We start from the raw sequence: 16,264 nt of genomic DNA, 5'->3' as shown, positions 1-16,264 counted from the left end.
ATCCAAGTATTAAACGTCGAGAGAAGTGAGTTCCCAAGTGGTGTACGCGATTGTCCGCGCTGGCGGCCGCCAAGAAAAGGTTTCCGTCGGAGACCTCGTAACCCTGGACCGCGTCCCCGGTGGAGCCGGTAGCACCTTTGAGCTGCCTGCCCTGCTTTTGGTTGATGGCGACAAGGTCACCTCTGCTGCACAGGACCTGGCCAAGGTTACCGTGACTGCAGAAATCGTCGAGAACTTCCGGGGTCCGAAGATTGTCATCCAGAAGTTCAAGAACAAGACCGGCTACAAGAAGCGTCAGGGCTACCGCTCCTCGCTGACCAAGGTCAAGGTTACGTCCATCAACTCCTGATTCTCCTGCCGGCCCCAGGGCCGGGACCGCGGGTGTGATCCCGCCTGAGGGTTTCAATATCAGTTAGCAAAGGCAGGCAAAGAAATGGCACATAAGAAAGGTGCGAGTTCCACTCGCAACGGTCGCGACTCCAACGCCCAGTACCTCGGCGTAAAGCGTTTCGGCGGCCAGGTTGTCAAGGCAGGCGAAATCATCGTTCGCCAGCGCGGCACCCACTTCCACCCCGGTGAGGGTGTTGGCCGTGGAGGCGACGACACGCTGTTCGCCCTGGAAGCAGGCGCAGTTGAGTTCGGCAGCCGTCGTGGCCGCCGTGTCGTGAACATCGTGGCTGCAGCAGCCGCCGAGTAATCACCGGCAATTAGCTTTTCCGACGGGGCGGGCCTTGATGGCCCGCCCCGTCGTTTTTTAAGCCAAGTAGAATTGGCATGATCAAGTAGTTCCTTTGAAGGAGAACCATGGCCAGCTTTGTAGACCGCGTAGTGCTGCATGTTTCGGGCGGTACAGGCGGCCATGGTTGCGTGTCCGTCAAGCGTGAAAAGTTCAAGCCGCTGGGTGGGCCCGACGGCGGCAACGGCGGCGACGGCGGCGACGTCATCCTGCGCGTTGACTCCAATACCACCACCCTGCTGGACTACCACCACGCCCCGCACCGCCACGCCACTAACGGCGGCAACGGGATGGGTGACTGGCGCAACGGTAAGACCGGCGAGACGCTGATCCTCCCCGTTCCGGACGGCACGGTCGTCAAGAACAAGGCCGGCGAGGTCCTGGCGGACCTGGTAGGGGAGGGCAGCGAGTACATCGCAGCCGCCGGTGGCCAGGGCGGCCTCGGCAACTCCTCGCTTTCCTCGCAGAAGCGCAAGGCCCCCGGATTCGCGCTGCTGGGCGTCCCCGGCGAAGAGTCCGACATTGTCCTGGAGCTGAAGTCCATTGCCGATATTGCACTGGTCGGCTTCCCGTCGGCCGGCAAGTCATCGCTGATTGCGGCCATTTCCGCAGCCCGGCCGAAGATTGCCGACTACCCCTTCACCACGCTGATCCCGAACCTGGGCGTTGTCCAGGCCGGAGACGTGCGCTTTACCGTCGCCGATGTTCCCGGCCTGATTGAAGGCGCCTCGGAAGGCAAGGGCCTGGGCCACAACTTCCTGCGCCACGTGGAACGCTGCGCCGCCCTGGTGCACGTGCTGGATTGTGCCGCACTGGAAACGGACCGCGACCCCATTGGGGACCTGGAAGTCATTGAGCGCGAGCTCGAGAAGTACGAAGTGGACATGAGCTACGCGGGCACCGACGGCGACGTCGTGCCGCTGAACCGCCGTCCCCGCCTTATCGCACTGAACAAGGTGGACGTTCCTGACGGCCGCGACATGGCTGAGTTCGTGCGGCCGGAACTGGAGAAGCGCGGCTACCGCGTGTTCGAGGTTTCCGCGTCCAGCCACGAAGGCCTGCGTGAACTCGGGTTCGCCATGGCTGCCATCGTCAAGGACGCCCGGGACGCCGTGGAGAAGGCTCCGCCGCGCATCCAGCCGCCGGTCCTGAAGCCGCGCGGCGTCAACTACAAGGGCGGCTTCCTGATCCGCCGCGAGGAGCGCAACCTCGAGCCGCTCTTCCGCGTCCTGGGAGAGAAGCCGGTTCGCTGGGTCCAGCAGACCGACTTCACCAATGACGAAGCCGTGGGCTACCTGGCGGACCGCCTGGCTAAGCTGGGCGTGGAGGAGAAGTTGTTCAAGGAAGGTGCCAAGCCCGGTGACGCCGTGGTCATCGGCGAGGGCGACGGCGTCGTCTTCGACTGGGAGCCCACGATGATCGGCGGCGCGGAACTGCTTGCAGCTTCCCCGCGCGGCAGCGACATCCGTGTCGAAGACTTCTCCCGTCCGACCCGCGAGGAAAAGCGCGGCGACCACCAGAAGCGCAAGGACGCCCGCGCCGCCGCCCGTGACGAGCTGGAAGCCGAGCGCAAGGCCGGTATCTGGACCGAGTCCGTGAACTACAAGAACTCCCCACGGCCCGCAGAGGGCACCGACGGGGAGTAACAACACCTTCATGGTCCCGCAGCGACCGTGAACAGCGCATAGGCTGGGCAGGTTATGAGTGAACACACCGAATTCGCCGTACCTGCCCGCCGTGCGTTAACCGCCCGTTCCGGCCTGGCCCGCGCCCGCCGGGTGGTGGTCAAGGTCGGCTCCTCGTCCCTGACCTCCGTGGCCGGTGGTATTTCCGATGCCGCCCTCCGGTCCCTCGCGGACGTGCTGTCCGCCCGGCATGCCCAGGGCACCGAGATCATCCTGGTGTCCTCCGGCGCCATTAGTGCCGGGCTGGCCCCGCTGGGCCTCACCAAGCGCCCGGCGCAGCTTTCCTCCCAGCAGGCCGCGGCCAGTGTGGGGCAGGGCCTGCTGATGGCCCGCTACACCGCCGCCTTCGGTGCACACGGTGTGACGGTCAGCCAGGTGCTGCTGACCGTTGAGGACCTGATGCGCCGCGCCCACCACGCCAACGCGCACCGGGCCATGGAGCGGCTGCTGAACTTCGGCGTCCTGCCGATCGTCAACGAGAACGACGCCGTTGCCAGCCACGAGATCCGCTTCGGCGACAATGACCGGCTCGCCGCCCTCGTGGCGCACCTGGTGAAGGCCGACGCACTGATCCTGCTCTCCGACGTCGACGCCCTGTATGACGGTCCACCCTCCGAGGGCGCCCGCCGGATCCCCGAGGTCACCGGGCCCAGGGATCTGGCGGACGTGCGGATCGGACGGGTCGGCAAAGCCGGCGTGGGCACCGGCGGGATGGCCACGAAGGTCGAAGCCGCCACCATTGCCGCCGAGTCCGGCATTCCCGCCCTGGTCACGTCCACCGCCAACGCAGCGGCAGCGCTGGCCGGCGAGGACGTGGGGACCTGGTTCACCACCCGCGGCAGGCGCCGGTCCATCCGCCTGCTCTGGCTTGCCCACCTGGCCCGCATCCAGGGCACCCTGGTGCTCGACGACGGCGCCGCAGGTGCAGTGGGGGACCGGCACCGGTCCCTGCTCCCGGCCGGAATCGTTGCCGTGGACGGACAATTCGAACCCGGGGACGCCGTTGCGCTGGCGGATACCGCCGGCCGGGTGATCGCCCACGGGCTGACCAACTACGGCTCCGACGAGCTGCCCTCCATGCTCGGCCGGTCCACCCGGGAACTGTCCCGGGAACTGGGCCGCGGATATGAACGGGCGGTGGTCCACGTCAACGACCTCGTCCTCCTGCACCGGAATGAAGCGCAGCCGGGACCGCAGGCCGGGAACGGCCCTACACTGGGGACATGACTAACACCATCGATGCTGCTGCAGGTGGACCGGAGACCGCCGAGACTTCGGCCGACAGTGTCGAAGCCCGGGTCCACGCCCTTGCAGACCGTTCCCGGACCGCAGCGCGGCGCCTCGCCGGAGCCAACCGTGCCTGGAAGGACCGTGCCCTGCTGCGGATTGCGCAGAACGTGAACGCGGAGCAGGACGCCATCCTGGCGGCCAATGCCGAGGACGTGGCCGCAGGCCGGGCCAACGGCACCTCGGCCGCACTGCTAGACCGGCTCTCGCTGACCCCTGCACGCATCACCGCGCTGGCTGCCGCCCTGGAGAATCTCGCAGGCCTTCCGGATCCGGTCGGATCGGTGGCCCGCGGCCAGACGCTGCCCAACGGGCTGCGGCTGCGCCAGGTGCATGTTCCGCTGGGCGTGGTGGCTGCCATCTATGAAGCCCGCCCGAACGTCACCCTCGACATTGCCGGACTGGCGCTGAAGAGCGGCAACGCGGTCCTCCTGCGCGGCGGCAGCGCTGCCGCCGCAACCAACAGCGTGCTGGTCGGCATCATCCGCAGCTCCCTCGAGGACGTGGGGCTGCCCGCTGACGCCGTGCAAAGCGTGGATCAGTACGGGCGTGAAGGTGCCAACGTGCTGATGAAGGCACGTGGCCGTGTCGACGTGCTGATTCCCCGCGGCGGCCGCTCCCTGATCCAGTCCGTCGTCACCAATGCCACCGTTCCCGTCATTGAAACGGGGGAGGGCAACGTGCACATCTTCCTGGACCGCAGCGCCCCGGTGGAGATGGCGGTCGATATCCTGCTCAACGCCAAAACGCAGCGGCCCAGTGTCTGCAACACCGTCGAAACCCTGCTGATCGCCGAAGGTGCTCCCGCGGCACCCGACGTCCTGGCTGCGCTGGCCGCCGCCGGCGTCCGCCTGCATGCCGACCCCCGGGCCATGGAACTGCTCCCATCCGGCGTCACCGCCGAACCGGCCGACGACGGCGACTGGGGCCGTGAGTACATGGACCTGGACCTGGCCGTGGCTGTGGTGGACACCCTGGACGACGCCGTGGCGCACATTCGGCGCTGGACCACCGGCCACACGGAAGCGATCATCACCAATGACCTCGCCAACGCCGAGCGGTTTATCGCCGAGATCGATTCGGCCGCGGTGATCGTTAATGCCTCCACCCGTTTCACCGACGGGGGAGAGCTGGGGCTGGGCGCGGAAGTGGGCATTTCCACGCAGAAAATGCATGCCCGCGGACCCATGGGATTGAAGGAACTTACCACCACCAAATGGATCATCCAGGGCGACGGCCAGATCCGCCGCTGACGCCGGGAGCCGGACCCGCGCCGCGTCTGGCTGCGATGTGCCCGCGGTTGCGCGTACCATTGACCAAGAACCCGTTCCGCCGGTTGTCCTGCGGAACCCATTGATCTCTAGGGGAAATACATGCTGATCCAGCTTACGGGCGCCGTGTTTACTGCTGCCGAAGAACACCACGTTGACCTGCCGGCGTCTCCGTACGTCTACGGCGGGGTGATCTTTGCAGCGCTGCTGCTGCTGATGCTGATCACGGTGTCCTTCAGCAACGTGGGCAACCGCCACACGGCCGAGCCGGAGCACGTCGATCCCCAGCGCCAGTTTCCCGACAAGCATGACCACGGCCAGGCCATCCGGGACTGACCTGGTACGTGCAGCCAGCGGAGGCGTTCTTCCCCATGGGTGAACGGCAGCGGACGGAAGCCAACGGACAACGCAGGTTCCGTCTGGGAGTCATGGGCGGAACGTTCGATCCGATCCATCACGGCCACCTGGTGGCGGCCAGCGAAGTGGCCGCAATGTTCGATCTGGATGAGGTGGTCTTTGTGCCCACGGGTGATCCGTGGCACAAGCCGGCCGCCCAGCAGGTAAGTCCGGCCGAGCACAGGTATCTGATGACGGTGATCGCCACGGCGTCGAACCCGCGCTTCACCGTAAGCCGGGTCGACATTGACCGGGCCGGTCCCACGTACACCATCGATACCCTGCGGGACCTGAAGGCGGCACGGCCCGAGGCTGAGCTGTTCTTCATCACCGGGGCCGATGCCATGGCACAGATCCTGTCGTGGAAGGACATCCAGGAGCTGTGGTCACTCGCGCATTTCGTGGGAGTGACAAGGCCCGGGCATGTGCTCAAGGATGTAGGCCGCGACGACGTCTCCCTGATGGAGGTGCCGGCCATGGCGATTTCCTCCACGGACTGCCGGCGCCGCGTGGCTGAAGGCAACCCCGTGTGGTACCTCGTGCCGGACGGCGTGGTGCAGTACATCGCCAAGCACCGGCTGTATGCCGCCGTCAGCTAGACACCGGATTCCGCGGAAACCGAAACAGAACCAGTAGCGTCAACACATAAACCGGATGGGTAGGAAATGACTAACGGTCCAGAGTCCGCGCCGCGGCGCAGCCGCCGGGCGGCCGACGTACCCGTGGATTCCCCGGCCGGGCCGCGGGAACGTGAGTCCCAGCAGCGCGCCCGCGACAGGGAGACGCTGCGGACGTATAAGGCCCTGGCCGAGATCCCTGAGCGTTCGGTTCCCGAGACTGCTCCGCCCACCCGCCGCCAGCTGAGGCTGCAGCAGCAGCAAAGGCTTGCAGCAGGCGGCGACCGGGCCGCGGAGGTCCAGCCGGCGGACGGACCAGAAACCGGGCCCACCGCATCCGCTGCCACCGATGCACCCCTGCGCAGGGAACGGCGCCGCCAGTCGCCGTCGACCCCGGTGGGGGACAACCAGCGGGACAACCAGCGGGACACCCAATGGGACACCCAGTCGGCCGCAGCCGGGCCGGCACCGCGCCGGGACCGCACACCATCCAGTGACCAGGCGCCGCTGTCCCGCCGCCAGTCCCGCAGCACTTCTCCGGCCGTCGAGGCGTCCGGAACCCCGGCCCCGGATGCCCACGCAGCACGCGTGTCGGCGCCGCAGGCTCCGGTACGGGACGCCGTCGGAACCCCCGCTGACGCCACGGACCCGAACACCGACGTCGAGGGCATGAGTGTTGAACAGGCACTGGTGGCCCGGCAGGCACTCGAAGGCCAGGCCCGCAACCACGTTGCCGCCATGGAAGCCCTTGGAGCGGAGGATCCGCAGGCCGTCGACCTGGAACTGCTGGCGCAGCAGAAGGCCCTCGCCGAACGGGCCAAGGTCCTGAACCGCCGCACCCAGGCCATCCAGAAGCTGTCGCAGGAAAACGAGCAGCGCAGGCCTTCGTCCGGTGACCCCACCACCGCGCATAACCTGGCCATGGTCACACCGCTCGAGTTCGTCAGCGTCCCCGGCATGGAACACCCCGTGATGAAGGCACCGCCCACATCACACGTGCCCATCGTGACGTCCTCGACACCGGTGGCCGATCCCGAAACGCCGCCTGCCGGAGCCCTGCCCGTTGTTCCGGCCCAGCGTCCGGCATCCGTGCCGCGCCGGGTCCCTGCCGGGGCCACTGATGTGCGCCATTCACGGATCCTGGCCCGCGCTGATGCGCTGGTCAACGCACCCCTCGAAACCGAGGAAGCTGCGCGTCCCATCGGCGCCCGCAGCGCCTTCGGGCTCGACCCCCTAGATGTCATGACGGCCGGACTCGGCCGTATCCGGAGGCTGCGGTTCGCGGTCGCCGGTGTTGCAGGTCTGGGCACACTTGCCCTGATCGTCGGAGTACTAATGATCGTCGGCGGCCTTGGCGGCTGACCGATTACCCCAAGGAGAAACACTTTGAGCGCCACCGAATCTTCCATTGACATTGCGCGGGCGGCGGCCAAAGCGGCGTCGGCCAAGATTGCCGACGACATCGTCGCAATCGACGTCAGCGAACGGCTCGCCATCACCGACGTGTTCCTGATTGCCTCGGCCTCAAACGAGCGCCAGGTCAACTCCATTGTTGACGGCATCGAAGAGGAACTTGCCAAGATGGACCTGAAGCCGGTCCGCCGCGAAGGACGAAGCGAAGGACGCTGGGTCCTGCTCGACTACGCCAACGTCGTCGTGCATGTCCAGCATGAGGAGGACCGGGTGTTCTACGCCCTGGAACGTCTGTGGAAGGACTGCCCCGAGGTTGACCTTCAGCTCGAAGACGCCCCCGCCGCCGTCGAGTCCGAATAACCCCGCACTCATGAGTGCTCCTGCGCCCTGGGACCCCGGAACTGAATCGCGCCGGGTCGTTTTCTGGCGCCACGGCCGCACCGAATGGAACCGGGTGGGCCGGTTCCAGGGACAGCAGGACATCGCCCTCGACGTCGACGGGGTGCGGCAGGCTGCGGAGGCCGCCGCAGTGCTGCGGTTCCTTGAACCCGCCAGTATTGTCTCCTCGGACCTCAGCCGTGCCCTGAACACGGGCCGGGCCCTGGGCACCGCAACCGGCCTGGCCGTCGCGCAGGACAAGCGCCTGCGCGAAACCTTTGCCGGGACATGGGAGGGACGCACCTTTAAGCAGATTGCCGAGCAGGATGCTCCGCTGCTGGCCGCCTGGTCAGCAGGGGTCGGCAGCGCCCGGGCCGGCGGTGGTGAAACGCGTATCGACGTGGGCAGGCGCGTGGCCGAGGCCGTGACCGAGGCCGTCCAGGCACTTCCCGCAGGAGGCACCCTGGTGGCGGTAAGCCACGGGGGAGCCATCCGTGCCGGAATCTGCGCCCTGCTGGGACTGCCCACCGAGTCCTGGGCGGTTATCTCGGGCGTCTCCAACTGCCACTGGTCCGTCCTGCAGGAAAGTCCGGACCGGCACGGGAATTCGGCCTGGCATCTGGCCCAGCACAATGTGGGGCTGGACTCCCTTCCCAGCGGTCCGGTCGAGGGCTGACAAACGGTCCTTCCGGCCCTTGGGACGGCGGCTGGCTGGATTTTGCGCTCCTGTTGATTTGTACTAAGGTAGAGGAGTTGCTTCGCCCCGGTGAACGGGAAAACGGCGCAATAAACCTTTAGTTTTGGGGCTGTGGCGCAGCTGGTAGCGCACCTGCATGGCATGCAGGGGGTCAGGGGTTCGAGTCCCCTCAGCTCCACCAAAACCTTCGGGAAACCGGAGGGTTTGCGGTGGAAGATCACTGAATGTTTGGGGCTGTGGCGCAGCTGGTAGCGCACCTGCATGGCATGCAGGGGGTCAGGGGTTCGAGTCCCCTCAGCTCCACCAACTAACCGCTGGAACACGGGAAATCCTGTGTCCGGCGGTTTTTTAGTGCCCGCAACACCCCTCCTCCGTTGTGACGCAGCTCTCACTACTGGTCGCCACTAGCTCTTCCGTTCTCCCTCCAGCGGCCTTAGGCTCCTCATTGTCACACTGACAATAAATCAGGAGAGCGCCATGAATGCAGTACTGGACTGGATGAACTCGCCCGCGGCAACCCTGCTTGGAGCACCGGTCAGCTGGATCGAAGTCATCGGGTTCGTCACCGGTGCGGCCTGCGTCTACGGCGTCGCCCGGCAGAAGGCCTGGAACTGGCCCGTGGGCATCATTAACAACATCGCGTTTATGGTCCTCTTCTTCGGAGCCGGGCTCTACGGCGAGACCCTCCTGCAGGCCGTGTTTGCCGCTGTCGCCGTTTACGGGTGGTACAACTGGGTCCGCGGCGCCAGGGACACGGAGCAGAAGAGCGACCTGCCGATCCGTGACGCAAGCCGGAACGAGGTTGTTGCCGGCATCGCCGCCGTCGTCCTGGCCACCGTGGGGATCGCTATGATCCTCACCCACGGAACCGACTCGGAGGTTCCCTGGCCCGATGCCTTCGTCCTGGCCGCGTCGCTCCTGGCCACTTACGGGCAGGCCAGGAAGATCTTCCAGCACTGGTACGTCTGGATTGCCATCGACCTCGTCAGCGTTCCGCTGTACTTCTCCCGCGGACTCAACCTCACCGCCATCCTCTACATCGGCTTCACCGCCCTCTGCGTCTACGGCCTTATTGACTGGAAGCGCACGCGCACCGCGGCAGTACACCCGGCTGCCGCGGCCGGAAAGATACCGGCATGAGCCTATTTGCCCGGGGTGGCGTGATCGGCTTGCGATGCCGGCAGCGAGCGGGGGCTGGATCCTTGTTGCCGGCGGGAGCCTGATGACACGCGAAGAAGAGCAGTTCCTGCACGCGCCCAGGGCGTATCCCTCCGTCGCGCTGACCGTGGATCTGGTCGTCTTCGCCGTCAAGGGAAGCACCCTCCACGCAGCCTTCGTCCGCCGCGGCGGGCACCCCTTCAAGGGTGCATTGGCTCTGCCGGGCGGCTTCGTGGGACCGGATGAGGATGCCCTCACGGCCGCGTGGCGCGAGCTGCAGGAGGAAACCGGGCTGGATCTGGGCTCGCACCGCGCCTACGTCGAGCAGCTCGCCACCTACAGCTCACCTGTCCGCGATCCGCGCATGCGCGTCGTATCCGTCGCGCATCTGGCGCTGCTCGGAACCGACGGCAGCGCCCTGCCCGCGCTGGACCCGGGCACCGGCACCGCAGCCGCGCAGTGGCTGCCCGTGTATGACGTCCTCGCCAAGGAGACGCTTGCCTTCGACCACCGTGAGATCCTTAGCGCCGCTCTTGACCGCCTCGCCGGCAAGATCGAATACAGTCTCACCGCTGCCAAGCTCCTGCCTGAAGAGTTCACCCTCAACCAACTGCGCCGGGTCTACCAGGCCGTGTGGAACACCGACAAGCTCGACGCCGGCAACTTCACCCGCAAGATGGCTGGCGCCCTGCGCGACACCGGACGCAAGGTCGTGCGCGGGAAGGGCGCCCCGGCAGCGGTGTTCACCGTCAAGGACGAGTACCTCAGCCCGCCGATGATGCGCCCAGCTGAGGGTTGACCCGAAGCGGATGGTCAGCCCTGACGGACCCTCAGCGTCCGTCCCGCCAGGTCCGCAGCAGCCCGGCAACAATGAGTCCCTGCCCTGCGCAATAGGTCAGCATCACCAGGGGATTGGACCAGTCCGGCATCTGTTCGGGCAGGAAGATCCGGCCGGCCAGGACCGTATCCGAGGCCAGGAACAGCAGGCCGCCGGCTGCCACCATGGGCCGGCACCGCGCGGCCGTCGCAGCCGTACCCGCGAGGACAATGCCGTATGCGGCCACCGCGGGAGCCAGGCCACCTAGCGCCGGCCAAAGGACCACGAGCATCAGGACCCACCACAGCGGGAAGACCAGGGCCCACCGGGGAAGCCGTCCGGCACCTCCGTAGCGCGCCAGCAGCCAGATATAGCAAATGTGCGCCAGTCCGAACGACCCGAGCATGACGGGCAGCTCCGGAGCCGACGGGAAGAACGTACCCGCGCCATCACCGATCCAGGAGAAAAACAGGGCGGCCATCAGCAGCACCCCCGGCAGGACACCGCCGGCAGCCCGGACAAGGCCGCGGCCGCCCCACAGGGCCGCAACGGCAAGCAGCGGCATCAGCGTCAGCTTGGTTGGTTCCGCAATGTCTGGGGCGTCCACGGCGCGGGCGGCGATGTGCACTGCGGACGCAGCAATAAACGGCAGGAACCCCCACCACCAGGCGCGGGACGTGGCAGAGGTCTGGCTATGGGTGGGCGCGGCGGTCACGGCACTCCTTCGGGTCGGCTGCAGCCCATCGTACGGTGCCTCCGGCACTGTGGCAGTTAGGCGCCCAGCACCCGGTCCAGATAGGCGTTGGCGAAGACCCGGCCCGGATCCAGCTGCTCCCGTACCGCCAGGAAGTCCTTGAAACGCGGGTACCGCTCCGCCAGTGCTGCCGCTTCCAGCGAATGCAGCTTGCCCCAATGCGGCCGCCCGCCGTGGGCGAGCATAATTTCCTCGACGGCGTTGAAGTACTCGGCGAAGTCCTCCCGGTAATAGCGGTGCACGGCTATATAGGCTGTATCCCGGCCATATGCGGTGGACAGCCAGCGGTCATCGGCCGCCGCCCAGCGGACCTCCACGGGAAACGAGATCCGCCAACGGCGTTCCTCGATCAGCTCCCTCAGGGCGGAGAAGGCCGGGCCAATGCGGTCGGCAGGAACGGCGTACTCCATCTCCCGGAACCGCACGTTGCGCCGGGAGGTGAAGACCCGCGCAGAGGCGTCCGAATAGTCCCGGCCACCGAGCAGCCGTGCCGCTGCGGCGTTCACGGCAGGGACAACCGCCGGTAGTGCACTGCCTACGGCACAGGTACCTCGGAACACGGTGTTTGCCAGCAGGGAGTCGTTGACCCAGCGCGCGGCGGGACCGGGCGGACGGCAGCGGGCGGAGCCGGGCAGGCGGGTGTTCGACTTGGTGGCAGCGCGGTCGGTGTGCGGAAACCAGTAAAACTCAAAATGGTCGGCTGCTTTCACCCGGTCGTTTAGTCCCTCAAGCACATCCGCCAGGGGCTCGGATCGCTCCTCGGCCTGGAGTACGAACGCGGGTACGCATTGAAGGGTGACGTCGGCGATGACACCCAGGGCACCCAGTCCGAGGGCTACGGCCGGGAGTAACGGATCGTCGCCGCCCACCCTGAGCAGGCCGCCGTCGGGCTGGACCAGGGTCACGCCCACCACTTGGGTGGCCATCCCGCCGAACCCGGCGCCCGTTCCGTGCGTTCCGGTGGAAACTGCACCGGCGACGGACTGCCGGTCAATGTCGCCGAGGTTCGGCATCGCCAGTCCGTAAGGTTCCAGCAGCGCCGGGATCCGATGCAGCCGGGTGCCGGCCTGTAACCGCACCCGGCACCTTCCAGCGTCCACTGCGACCACCCCCTGCAGGGCGCTGAGGTCCAGTTGGACGCCAACGGTGGCGGCAATGTCGGTGAAACTGTGGCCCGCCCCCACGGCCTTGATCCGCTGCCCGGCACCTGCGGCGTCGGCCACGCAACGCTGGAGGCCGGCGGTATCGAGCGGACGCTCCACGCGAAGGGGTTGCGCAGTAACGTTCCGTCCCCAGTTTTCCCACCCGGCGCCCGACGCCCTCACAGGAACGCCTTCCCCTCGCCGCGGTAGGTGGGCAACGTGTCCACGATCTTCCCGCCGGCCACGACCTGGTACTCGTTGAGGTGTTCGGCCGGCTCGCCGCTCTTGGCGTGCCGGAACCAGACGCGGTCACCGGGATACAGTGTCCCGGCAGCCGCACCGCGCAGGGGAGTCTGTACCTCTCCCGCCCCTTCCCGCGGGAGGAAACGCAGATCCGGCGGCCAGACAGGCCGCGGGAGACGGCTGGCTCCCGGTGGCCCCGAGGCGATCCATCCGCCGCCCAGCACGGTGGCGGTGTCCGACGTCGGACGGCGGACGACGTCGAACGCGTAGGCAGCTGCGGGGGCCGGCGTAAACGCACGGTAGTTGTCGAACAGGTGTCCGCCGAAAAGTCCGGAACCGGCCGTAATCTCGGTGACCGCCGGGTCCGCCCGTGTGGCTTCGATGGAGCCGGTGCCGCCGCCGTTCACGAATTCGAGCGGGGCCAGATCGCGCAGCCGCCCGGCAATAAGCTGCCTGCGGCCGAGGAGCTCGGCCATGGACCGCGGCTGCAGGTGCCGCATGAGGACATTCCGTGGGCCCGCCCCGGGAACCGCGTCGCCCACGCCGGCCACTTGGGCTTCGTACATCATCAAACCCACCAGCCGGAAGCCGGGACGGGCGGCGATCCGGCGCCCCAGCCCGACGGCGTCGTCCGGGGTATGCAGAGGAGACCGGCGGGTGCCGATGAAGCCCAGTGCCGGCGCCTGCCAGGAGGCATCCGCATCCAGACAGATACGCACCTCCGGGCGTTGACCCGCCGGTGCCACATCGTCCACCAGGTCCAGCTGGGACTCGTCGTCGACCATCAGTGTCACCCGGGCGGCCAGCCGTTCGTCGCCGAGGAGCCGGGTGAGGGCCGCCCGGTCCGTGCTGGGATATCCCACCACGACATCAGCGCACCGCTCTGCCAGCCACAGGGCTTCGGGGAGCGTGTAGCTGAAGACGCCTTGAAAACCGGGGAGCTGAAGCAGCGCCTCAATGACGCCGCGGACCCGGAGGGACTTGCTGGCGATCCGCAGGGGCATGCCGCCGGCGCGCCGGAGCAGGTCCGCAGCATTGGACCGAAGCGCCTCCAGCCCCAGCACCGCCACCGGTGCGGGAAGTACCGCGGTGGCCTCCGAGAGTGCGGGCCAATAGGTTTCGGGGGTCAGCCAGGGACGGGATACGGCAGTTCCGGATGTGTCCGGCGTTCCCGGCACGCCGGGCGGGAACAGCTGCAGAGGGGGAGCCGGAGTCCCGGCGTCGTTGCGGTTACCCATGGTGACCTCCGTTGTCTGCACCTACCCTAAACGCGGAACGCCGCTCCCTCCAGCTCGCAACGCGCGGCCACGGCCGGCATGCGGGCATGCAGCAATGTCACAGGTAAACACCAGACTTTAGGGTTAGGGTGGTCACATCTCTAGAGCGAATCCGCTCGCCACGCCGGCTGGGAAGTCGTACACCACCAGAAGGCCGCATGAGCATAACCGCTTCCTCCACTGCACCCGTTGAAGAAAACCCGAGCGAAAAGAAGCCGCGCCGGAACAACGTCACCAGCACCTACTCCGGTCTGCTCAAAGCAGTCCGTGACGAAGGCCTGCTGAAGCGCCGGAGCTCTTTCTACATCACAACGTTCGTTTTTCTGTGCATCGGCCTGGTCGCTGCTGCAACGGGGTCGTTCTTCATCGGGGAGAGCTGGTTCCAGCTGCTCATCGCCGCCGCACTGGGCATTCTCCTGACCCAGTTGGCCTTCATTGCCCATGAGGCATCGCACCGGCAGGTCTTCGAATCGGGACCGGCAAATGACCGGGCCGGCAAGTTCGTGGCGAACGCCGTCGTCGGCATCAGCTACCAGTGGTGGATGAACAAGCACAGCAGGCACCATGCCAACCCCAACACGGTGGGCAAGGACCCGGATATCGACATGGATACCATTTCCTTCCTGCCGGAACAGGCCGCAAAGCAGAAGGGCTTCATGGCCTGGTTTGCCCGCCGCCAGGGCTGGCTGTTCTTCCCGCTGCTGACGCTTGAGGGAATCAACCTGCATGCAACGTCCATCAAGCACCTGTTCCAGAACAAGCAGGTCAAGGGACGCATCTCGGAACTGGTCATGGTCTTCACCCGGCTCGGCCTGTATCTAGGCGCCGTATTCTTCTTCCTGCCCGTGGGAATGGCTTTCGCCTTCATCGGGGTGCAGCTCGCCGTCTTCGGCGTATACATGGGCGCTTCCTTCGCGCCGAACCACAAGGGCATGCCCATCCTGCCCAGGGACTCCAAGGTCGACTTCCTCGGCCGCCAGGTGCTGACGTCCCGCAACATCGTGGGCCGCGGCATGAACACCCTGATGGGTGGACTGAACTACCAGGTGGAGCATCACCTCTTCCCGAGCATGCCCCGGCCGTCGCTTGCCCGGGCCAGCGAACTGGTGAAGGAACACTGCGCCAAGCATTCCATTCCCTACACCGAGACCACCCTCGTGCAGTCCTACGCCATTGTGGTCCGGTACCTGAACGAAGTGGGCCTCTCCGCCCGCGATCCGTTCGACTGCCCGGTCCGGTCCAAGTACCGTATCTAGCCTGCGGATCCGCTGGAGCAACGGCGGATACCCGCGGTCGAAGCATCTGACAGACTAGGAATATGACAAAAAACCCCGCAGTCCGTCCGGCGGAGAAGACTCCCGTGGCCCATCTCGGCATGCGCATGGAGGACTCCCTGCATGCATGGCGCGACGAACGTGCCCGCAAGCGGGGGGACGTGCAGATCGTCCTCCCCTTCACCGGATACGGCTCCACTGAATGGGTGCGGGTACTCGGCAGGGTCATCCTGGCCAAGCCCGGCTACTTTGACGGCGCCGAGAAGTCGATGGCGTCCAAGGCGATCGCCGACGGCATCCGCGGTTGGCGGAACTTCATGAGCCCGCCGGTGAATAAAGCCACGGTCACCGTCGTGGTGGGCGACCAGAAGCACGTCGTCACCGCGGACCGCGGAGGAGTGGTCGACGCCGTCCTTCCCGCGGATCTTGCGCCGGGCTGGACCACCGTACTGCTTCGTTCCGAAGACGGCGAGGAAACCACCGCGCCGATCTACGTGGTGGATCCCGCAGCTGAGGTGGGGGTGGTGTCCGACATTGACGACACCATCATGGTTACTGCCCTTCCGCGGCCGATGCTGGCAGCCTGGAACACCTTCGTCCTTGACGAGCATGCCCGTACGCCCACGCCGGGCATGGCAGTAATGATGGACCGGCTGGCACGGGAAAACCCCGTGGGCCCGGTGCTGTACCTTTCGACCGGCGCGTGGAATGTTGCCGCCACCCTCACCCGGTTCATCACCCGCAACCTCTACCCGGCGGGTCCGCTGCTGCTGACCGACTGGGGCCCCACCACGGACCGCTGGTTCCGCAGCGGACAGGCGCACAAGCGCACGCAGCTGGAACGGCTGGCCCAGGAATTCCCGGACATCAAATGGCTGCTGATCGGCGACAACGGCCAGCACGACGAAGAGATCTACGCGGACTTCGCCCACCGCCATCCGGAGAACGTCCGGGCCATCGCCATCCGCCAGCTCTCGGCCGGGGAAGCGGTGCTCGCCGGCGGGCGAACGGGCAAGCCGGGGGAGACTCCGGTGGATGTCCCGTGGATCTACGCGCCCGACGGCGCCGGAATGGCCCGCCAGCTGGCCGACATCGGCCTGCTGACCGACGAGGGGTAAC

The 16,264-nt window shown here is 66.7% G+C and carries 17 protein-coding genes and 2 tRNA genes; 16 read left to right on the top strand and 3 right to left on the bottom strand.

All coding sequences use genetic code 11. From position 1 onward, the window contains the following. Positions 1–37 precede the first annotated feature (37 nt). The 14 genes from rplU to QNO03_RS03375 all read left to right on the top strand — a co-directional run bounded on the left by rplU (position 38) and on the right by QNO03_RS03375 (position 10,437). On the top strand, positions 38–349 hold the full coding sequence (gene rplU, locus QNO03_RS03440; RefSeq protein ID WP_146361875.1) for a 50S ribosomal protein L21: 312 nt from the start codon (positions 38–40) through the stop codon (positions 347–349). Between the two features lie 84 nt (positions 350–433). Further along, a complete protein-coding gene (gene rpmA / locus QNO03_RS03435) occupies positions 434–697 on the top strand; it encodes a 50S ribosomal protein L27 (protein ID WP_104053918.1) in 264 nt (87 codons plus the stop codon). A 107-nt stretch (positions 698–804) separates the two neighbouring features. Next, a complete protein-coding gene (obgE, locus tag QNO03_RS03430) occupies positions 805–2,382 on the top strand; it encodes a GTPase ObgE (protein WP_289601882.1) in 1,578 nt (525 codons plus the stop codon). Positions 2,383–2,436: 54 nt separating this feature from the next. Then, the gene (proB, locus tag QNO03_RS03425) at positions 2,437–3,648 is read left to right on the top strand and encodes a glutamate 5-kinase (protein ID WP_289601881.1); all 1,212 of its coding nucleotides are present in this window, start codon (positions 2,437–2,439) and stop codon (positions 3,646–3,648) included. Then, on the top strand, positions 3,645–4,961 hold the full coding sequence (locus QNO03_RS03420; protein ID WP_289601880.1) for a glutamate-5-semialdehyde dehydrogenase: 1,317 nt from the start codon (positions 3,645–3,647) through the stop codon (positions 4,959–4,961). The genes proB and QNO03_RS03420 overlap by 4 nt, the downstream gene beginning before the upstream one ends. A gap of 120 nt (positions 4,962–5,081) precedes the next feature. Beyond that, positions 5,082–5,315 carry a hypothetical protein gene (locus QNO03_RS03415; RefSeq protein WP_229948743.1) on the top strand — a complete coding sequence of 78 codons (234 nt, stop codon included), beginning with the start codon at positions 5,082–5,084 and terminating at the stop codon, positions 5,313–5,315. Between the two features lie 35 nt (positions 5,316–5,350). Then, positions 5,351–5,974 (top strand): nicotinate-nucleotide adenylyltransferase, encoded by a 624-nt coding sequence (gene nadD / locus QNO03_RS03410; protein WP_269437828.1) that lies wholly within the window; start codon positions 5,351–5,353, stop codon positions 5,972–5,974. A 66-nt stretch (positions 5,975–6,040) separates the two neighbouring features. After that, the gene (locus QNO03_RS03405) at positions 6,041–7,354 is read left to right on the top strand and encodes a hypothetical protein (RefSeq protein ID WP_289601879.1); all 1,314 of its coding nucleotides are present in this window, start codon (positions 6,041–6,043) and stop codon (positions 7,352–7,354) included. 24 nt (positions 7,355–7,378) lie between these two features. Further along, complete coding sequence (gene rsfS, locus QNO03_RS03400) at positions 7,379–7,765, top strand: ribosome silencing factor (protein WP_229948739.1); 387 nt, start codon at positions 7,379–7,381, stop codon at positions 7,763–7,765. A 10-nt stretch (positions 7,766–7,775) separates the two neighbouring features. Further along, positions 7,776–8,459 carry a histidine phosphatase family protein gene (locus QNO03_RS03395; protein WP_289601878.1) on the top strand — a complete coding sequence of 228 codons (684 nt, stop codon included), beginning with the start codon at positions 7,776–7,778 and terminating at the stop codon, positions 8,457–8,459. Positions 8,460–8,585: 126 nt separating this feature from the next. After that, positions 8,586–8,661: transfer RNA gene (locus QNO03_RS03390), tRNA-Ala, on the top strand. Between the two features lie 49 nt (positions 8,662–8,710). Beyond that, a tRNA-Ala gene (locus QNO03_RS03385) sits at positions 8,711–8,786 on the top strand. 171 nt (positions 8,787–8,957) lie between these two features. Next, complete coding sequence (pnuC, locus tag QNO03_RS03380; RefSeq protein ID WP_289601877.1) at positions 8,958–9,620, top strand: nicotinamide riboside transporter PnuC; 663 nt, start codon at positions 8,958–8,960, stop codon at positions 9,618–9,620. Positions 9,621–9,702: 82 nt separating this feature from the next. Beyond that, the gene (locus QNO03_RS03375; RefSeq protein ID WP_289601876.1) at positions 9,703–10,437 is read left to right on the top strand and encodes an NUDIX hydrolase; all 735 of its coding nucleotides are present in this window, start codon (positions 9,703–9,705) and stop codon (positions 10,435–10,437) included. Positions 10,438–10,468: 31 nt separating this feature from the next. On the opposite strand, the gene QNO03_RS03370 is transcribed toward QNO03_RS03375, so the two are convergent. The 3 genes from QNO03_RS03370 to QNO03_RS03360 are packed head-to-tail and all read right to left on the bottom strand — an operon-like array spanning position 10,469 to position 13,853. Continuing rightward, a complete protein-coding gene (locus tag QNO03_RS03370; protein WP_289601875.1) occupies positions 10,469–11,170 on the bottom strand; it encodes a lysoplasmalogenase in 702 nt (233 codons plus the stop codon). Between the two features lie 56 nt (positions 11,171–11,226). Beyond that, on the bottom strand, positions 11,227–12,534 hold the full coding sequence (locus tag QNO03_RS03365) for a D-arabinono-1,4-lactone oxidase (protein WP_289601874.1): 1,308 nt from the start codon (positions 12,532–12,534) through the stop codon (positions 11,227–11,229). Beyond that, the gene (locus tag QNO03_RS03360) at positions 12,531–13,853 is read right to left on the bottom strand and encodes an amino acid deaminase/aldolase (protein WP_289601873.1); all 1,323 of its coding nucleotides are present in this window, start codon (positions 13,851–13,853) and stop codon (positions 12,531–12,533) included. The genes QNO03_RS03365 and QNO03_RS03360 overlap by 4 nt, the downstream gene beginning before the upstream one ends. 176 nt (positions 13,854–14,029) lie before the next feature. Between QNO03_RS03360 and QNO03_RS03355 the strand changes: the two genes are divergently transcribed. Together QNO03_RS03355 and QNO03_RS03350 are read left to right on the top strand one after the other, a co-directional pair. Next, on the top strand, positions 14,030–15,127 hold the full coding sequence (locus QNO03_RS03355; RefSeq protein ID WP_229948725.1) for a fatty acid desaturase family protein: 1,098 nt from the start codon (positions 14,030–14,032) through the stop codon (positions 15,125–15,127). Between the two features lie 62 nt (positions 15,128–15,189). After that, a complete protein-coding gene (locus QNO03_RS03350; protein ID WP_289601872.1) occupies positions 15,190–16,263 on the top strand; it encodes an App1 family protein phosphatidate phosphatase in 1,074 nt (357 codons plus the stop codon). The last annotated feature ends 1 nt before the right edge of the window (position 16,264 follow it).

The organism is Arthrobacter sp. zg-Y877 (assembly GCF_030373105.1).
GTDB lineage: Bacteria > Actinomycetota > Actinomycetes > Actinomycetales > Micrococcaceae > Arthrobacter_B.
This window is presented reverse-complemented; position numbering and strand designations above follow the sequence as displayed.

What these genes read in the sequence shown, in the direction of transcription:
- pnuC (WP_289601877.1), top strand. Translation starts at nt 8,958, where the DNA reads ATGAATGCAGTACTGGACTGGATGAACTCGCCCGCGGCAACCCTGCTT.
- obgE (WP_289601882.1), top strand. Translation starts at nt 805, where the DNA reads ATGGCCAGCTTTGTAGACCGCGTAGTGCTGCATGTTTCGGGCGGTACA.
- QNO03_RS03395 (WP_289601878.1), top strand. Translation starts at nt 7,776, where the DNA reads ATGAGTGCTCCTGCGCCCTGGGACCCCGGAACTGAATCGCGCCGGGTC.
- QNO03_RS03415 (WP_229948743.1), top strand. Translation starts at nt 5,082, where the DNA reads ATGCTGATCCAGCTTACGGGCGCCGTGTTTACTGCTGCCGAAGAACAC.
- rpmA (WP_104053918.1), top strand. Translation starts at nt 434, where the DNA reads ATGGCACATAAGAAAGGTGCGAGTTCCACTCGCAACGGTCGCGACTCC.
- QNO03_RS03420 (WP_289601880.1), top strand. Translation starts at nt 3,645, where the DNA reads ATGACTAACACCATCGATGCTGCTGCAGGTGGACCGGAGACCGCCGAG.
- QNO03_RS03350 (WP_289601872.1), top strand. Translation starts at nt 15,190, where the DNA reads ATGACAAAAAACCCCGCAGTCCGTCCGGCGGAGAAGACTCCCGTGGCC.
- QNO03_RS03375 (WP_289601876.1), top strand. Translation starts at nt 9,703, where the DNA reads ATGACACGCGAAGAAGAGCAGTTCCTGCACGCGCCCAGGGCGTATCCC.
- nadD (WP_269437828.1), top strand. Translation starts at nt 5,351, where the DNA reads ATGGGTGAACGGCAGCGGACGGAAGCCAACGGACAACGCAGGTTCCGT.
- QNO03_RS03355 (WP_229948725.1), top strand. Translation starts at nt 14,030, where the DNA reads ATGAGCATAACCGCTTCCTCCACTGCACCCGTTGAAGAAAACCCGAGC.
- QNO03_RS03405 (WP_289601879.1), top strand. Translation starts at nt 6,041, where the DNA reads ATGACTAACGGTCCAGAGTCCGCGCCGCGGCGCAGCCGCCGGGCGGCC.
- proB (WP_289601881.1), top strand. Translation starts at nt 2,437, where the DNA reads ATGAGTGAACACACCGAATTCGCCGTACCTGCCCGCCGTGCGTTAACC.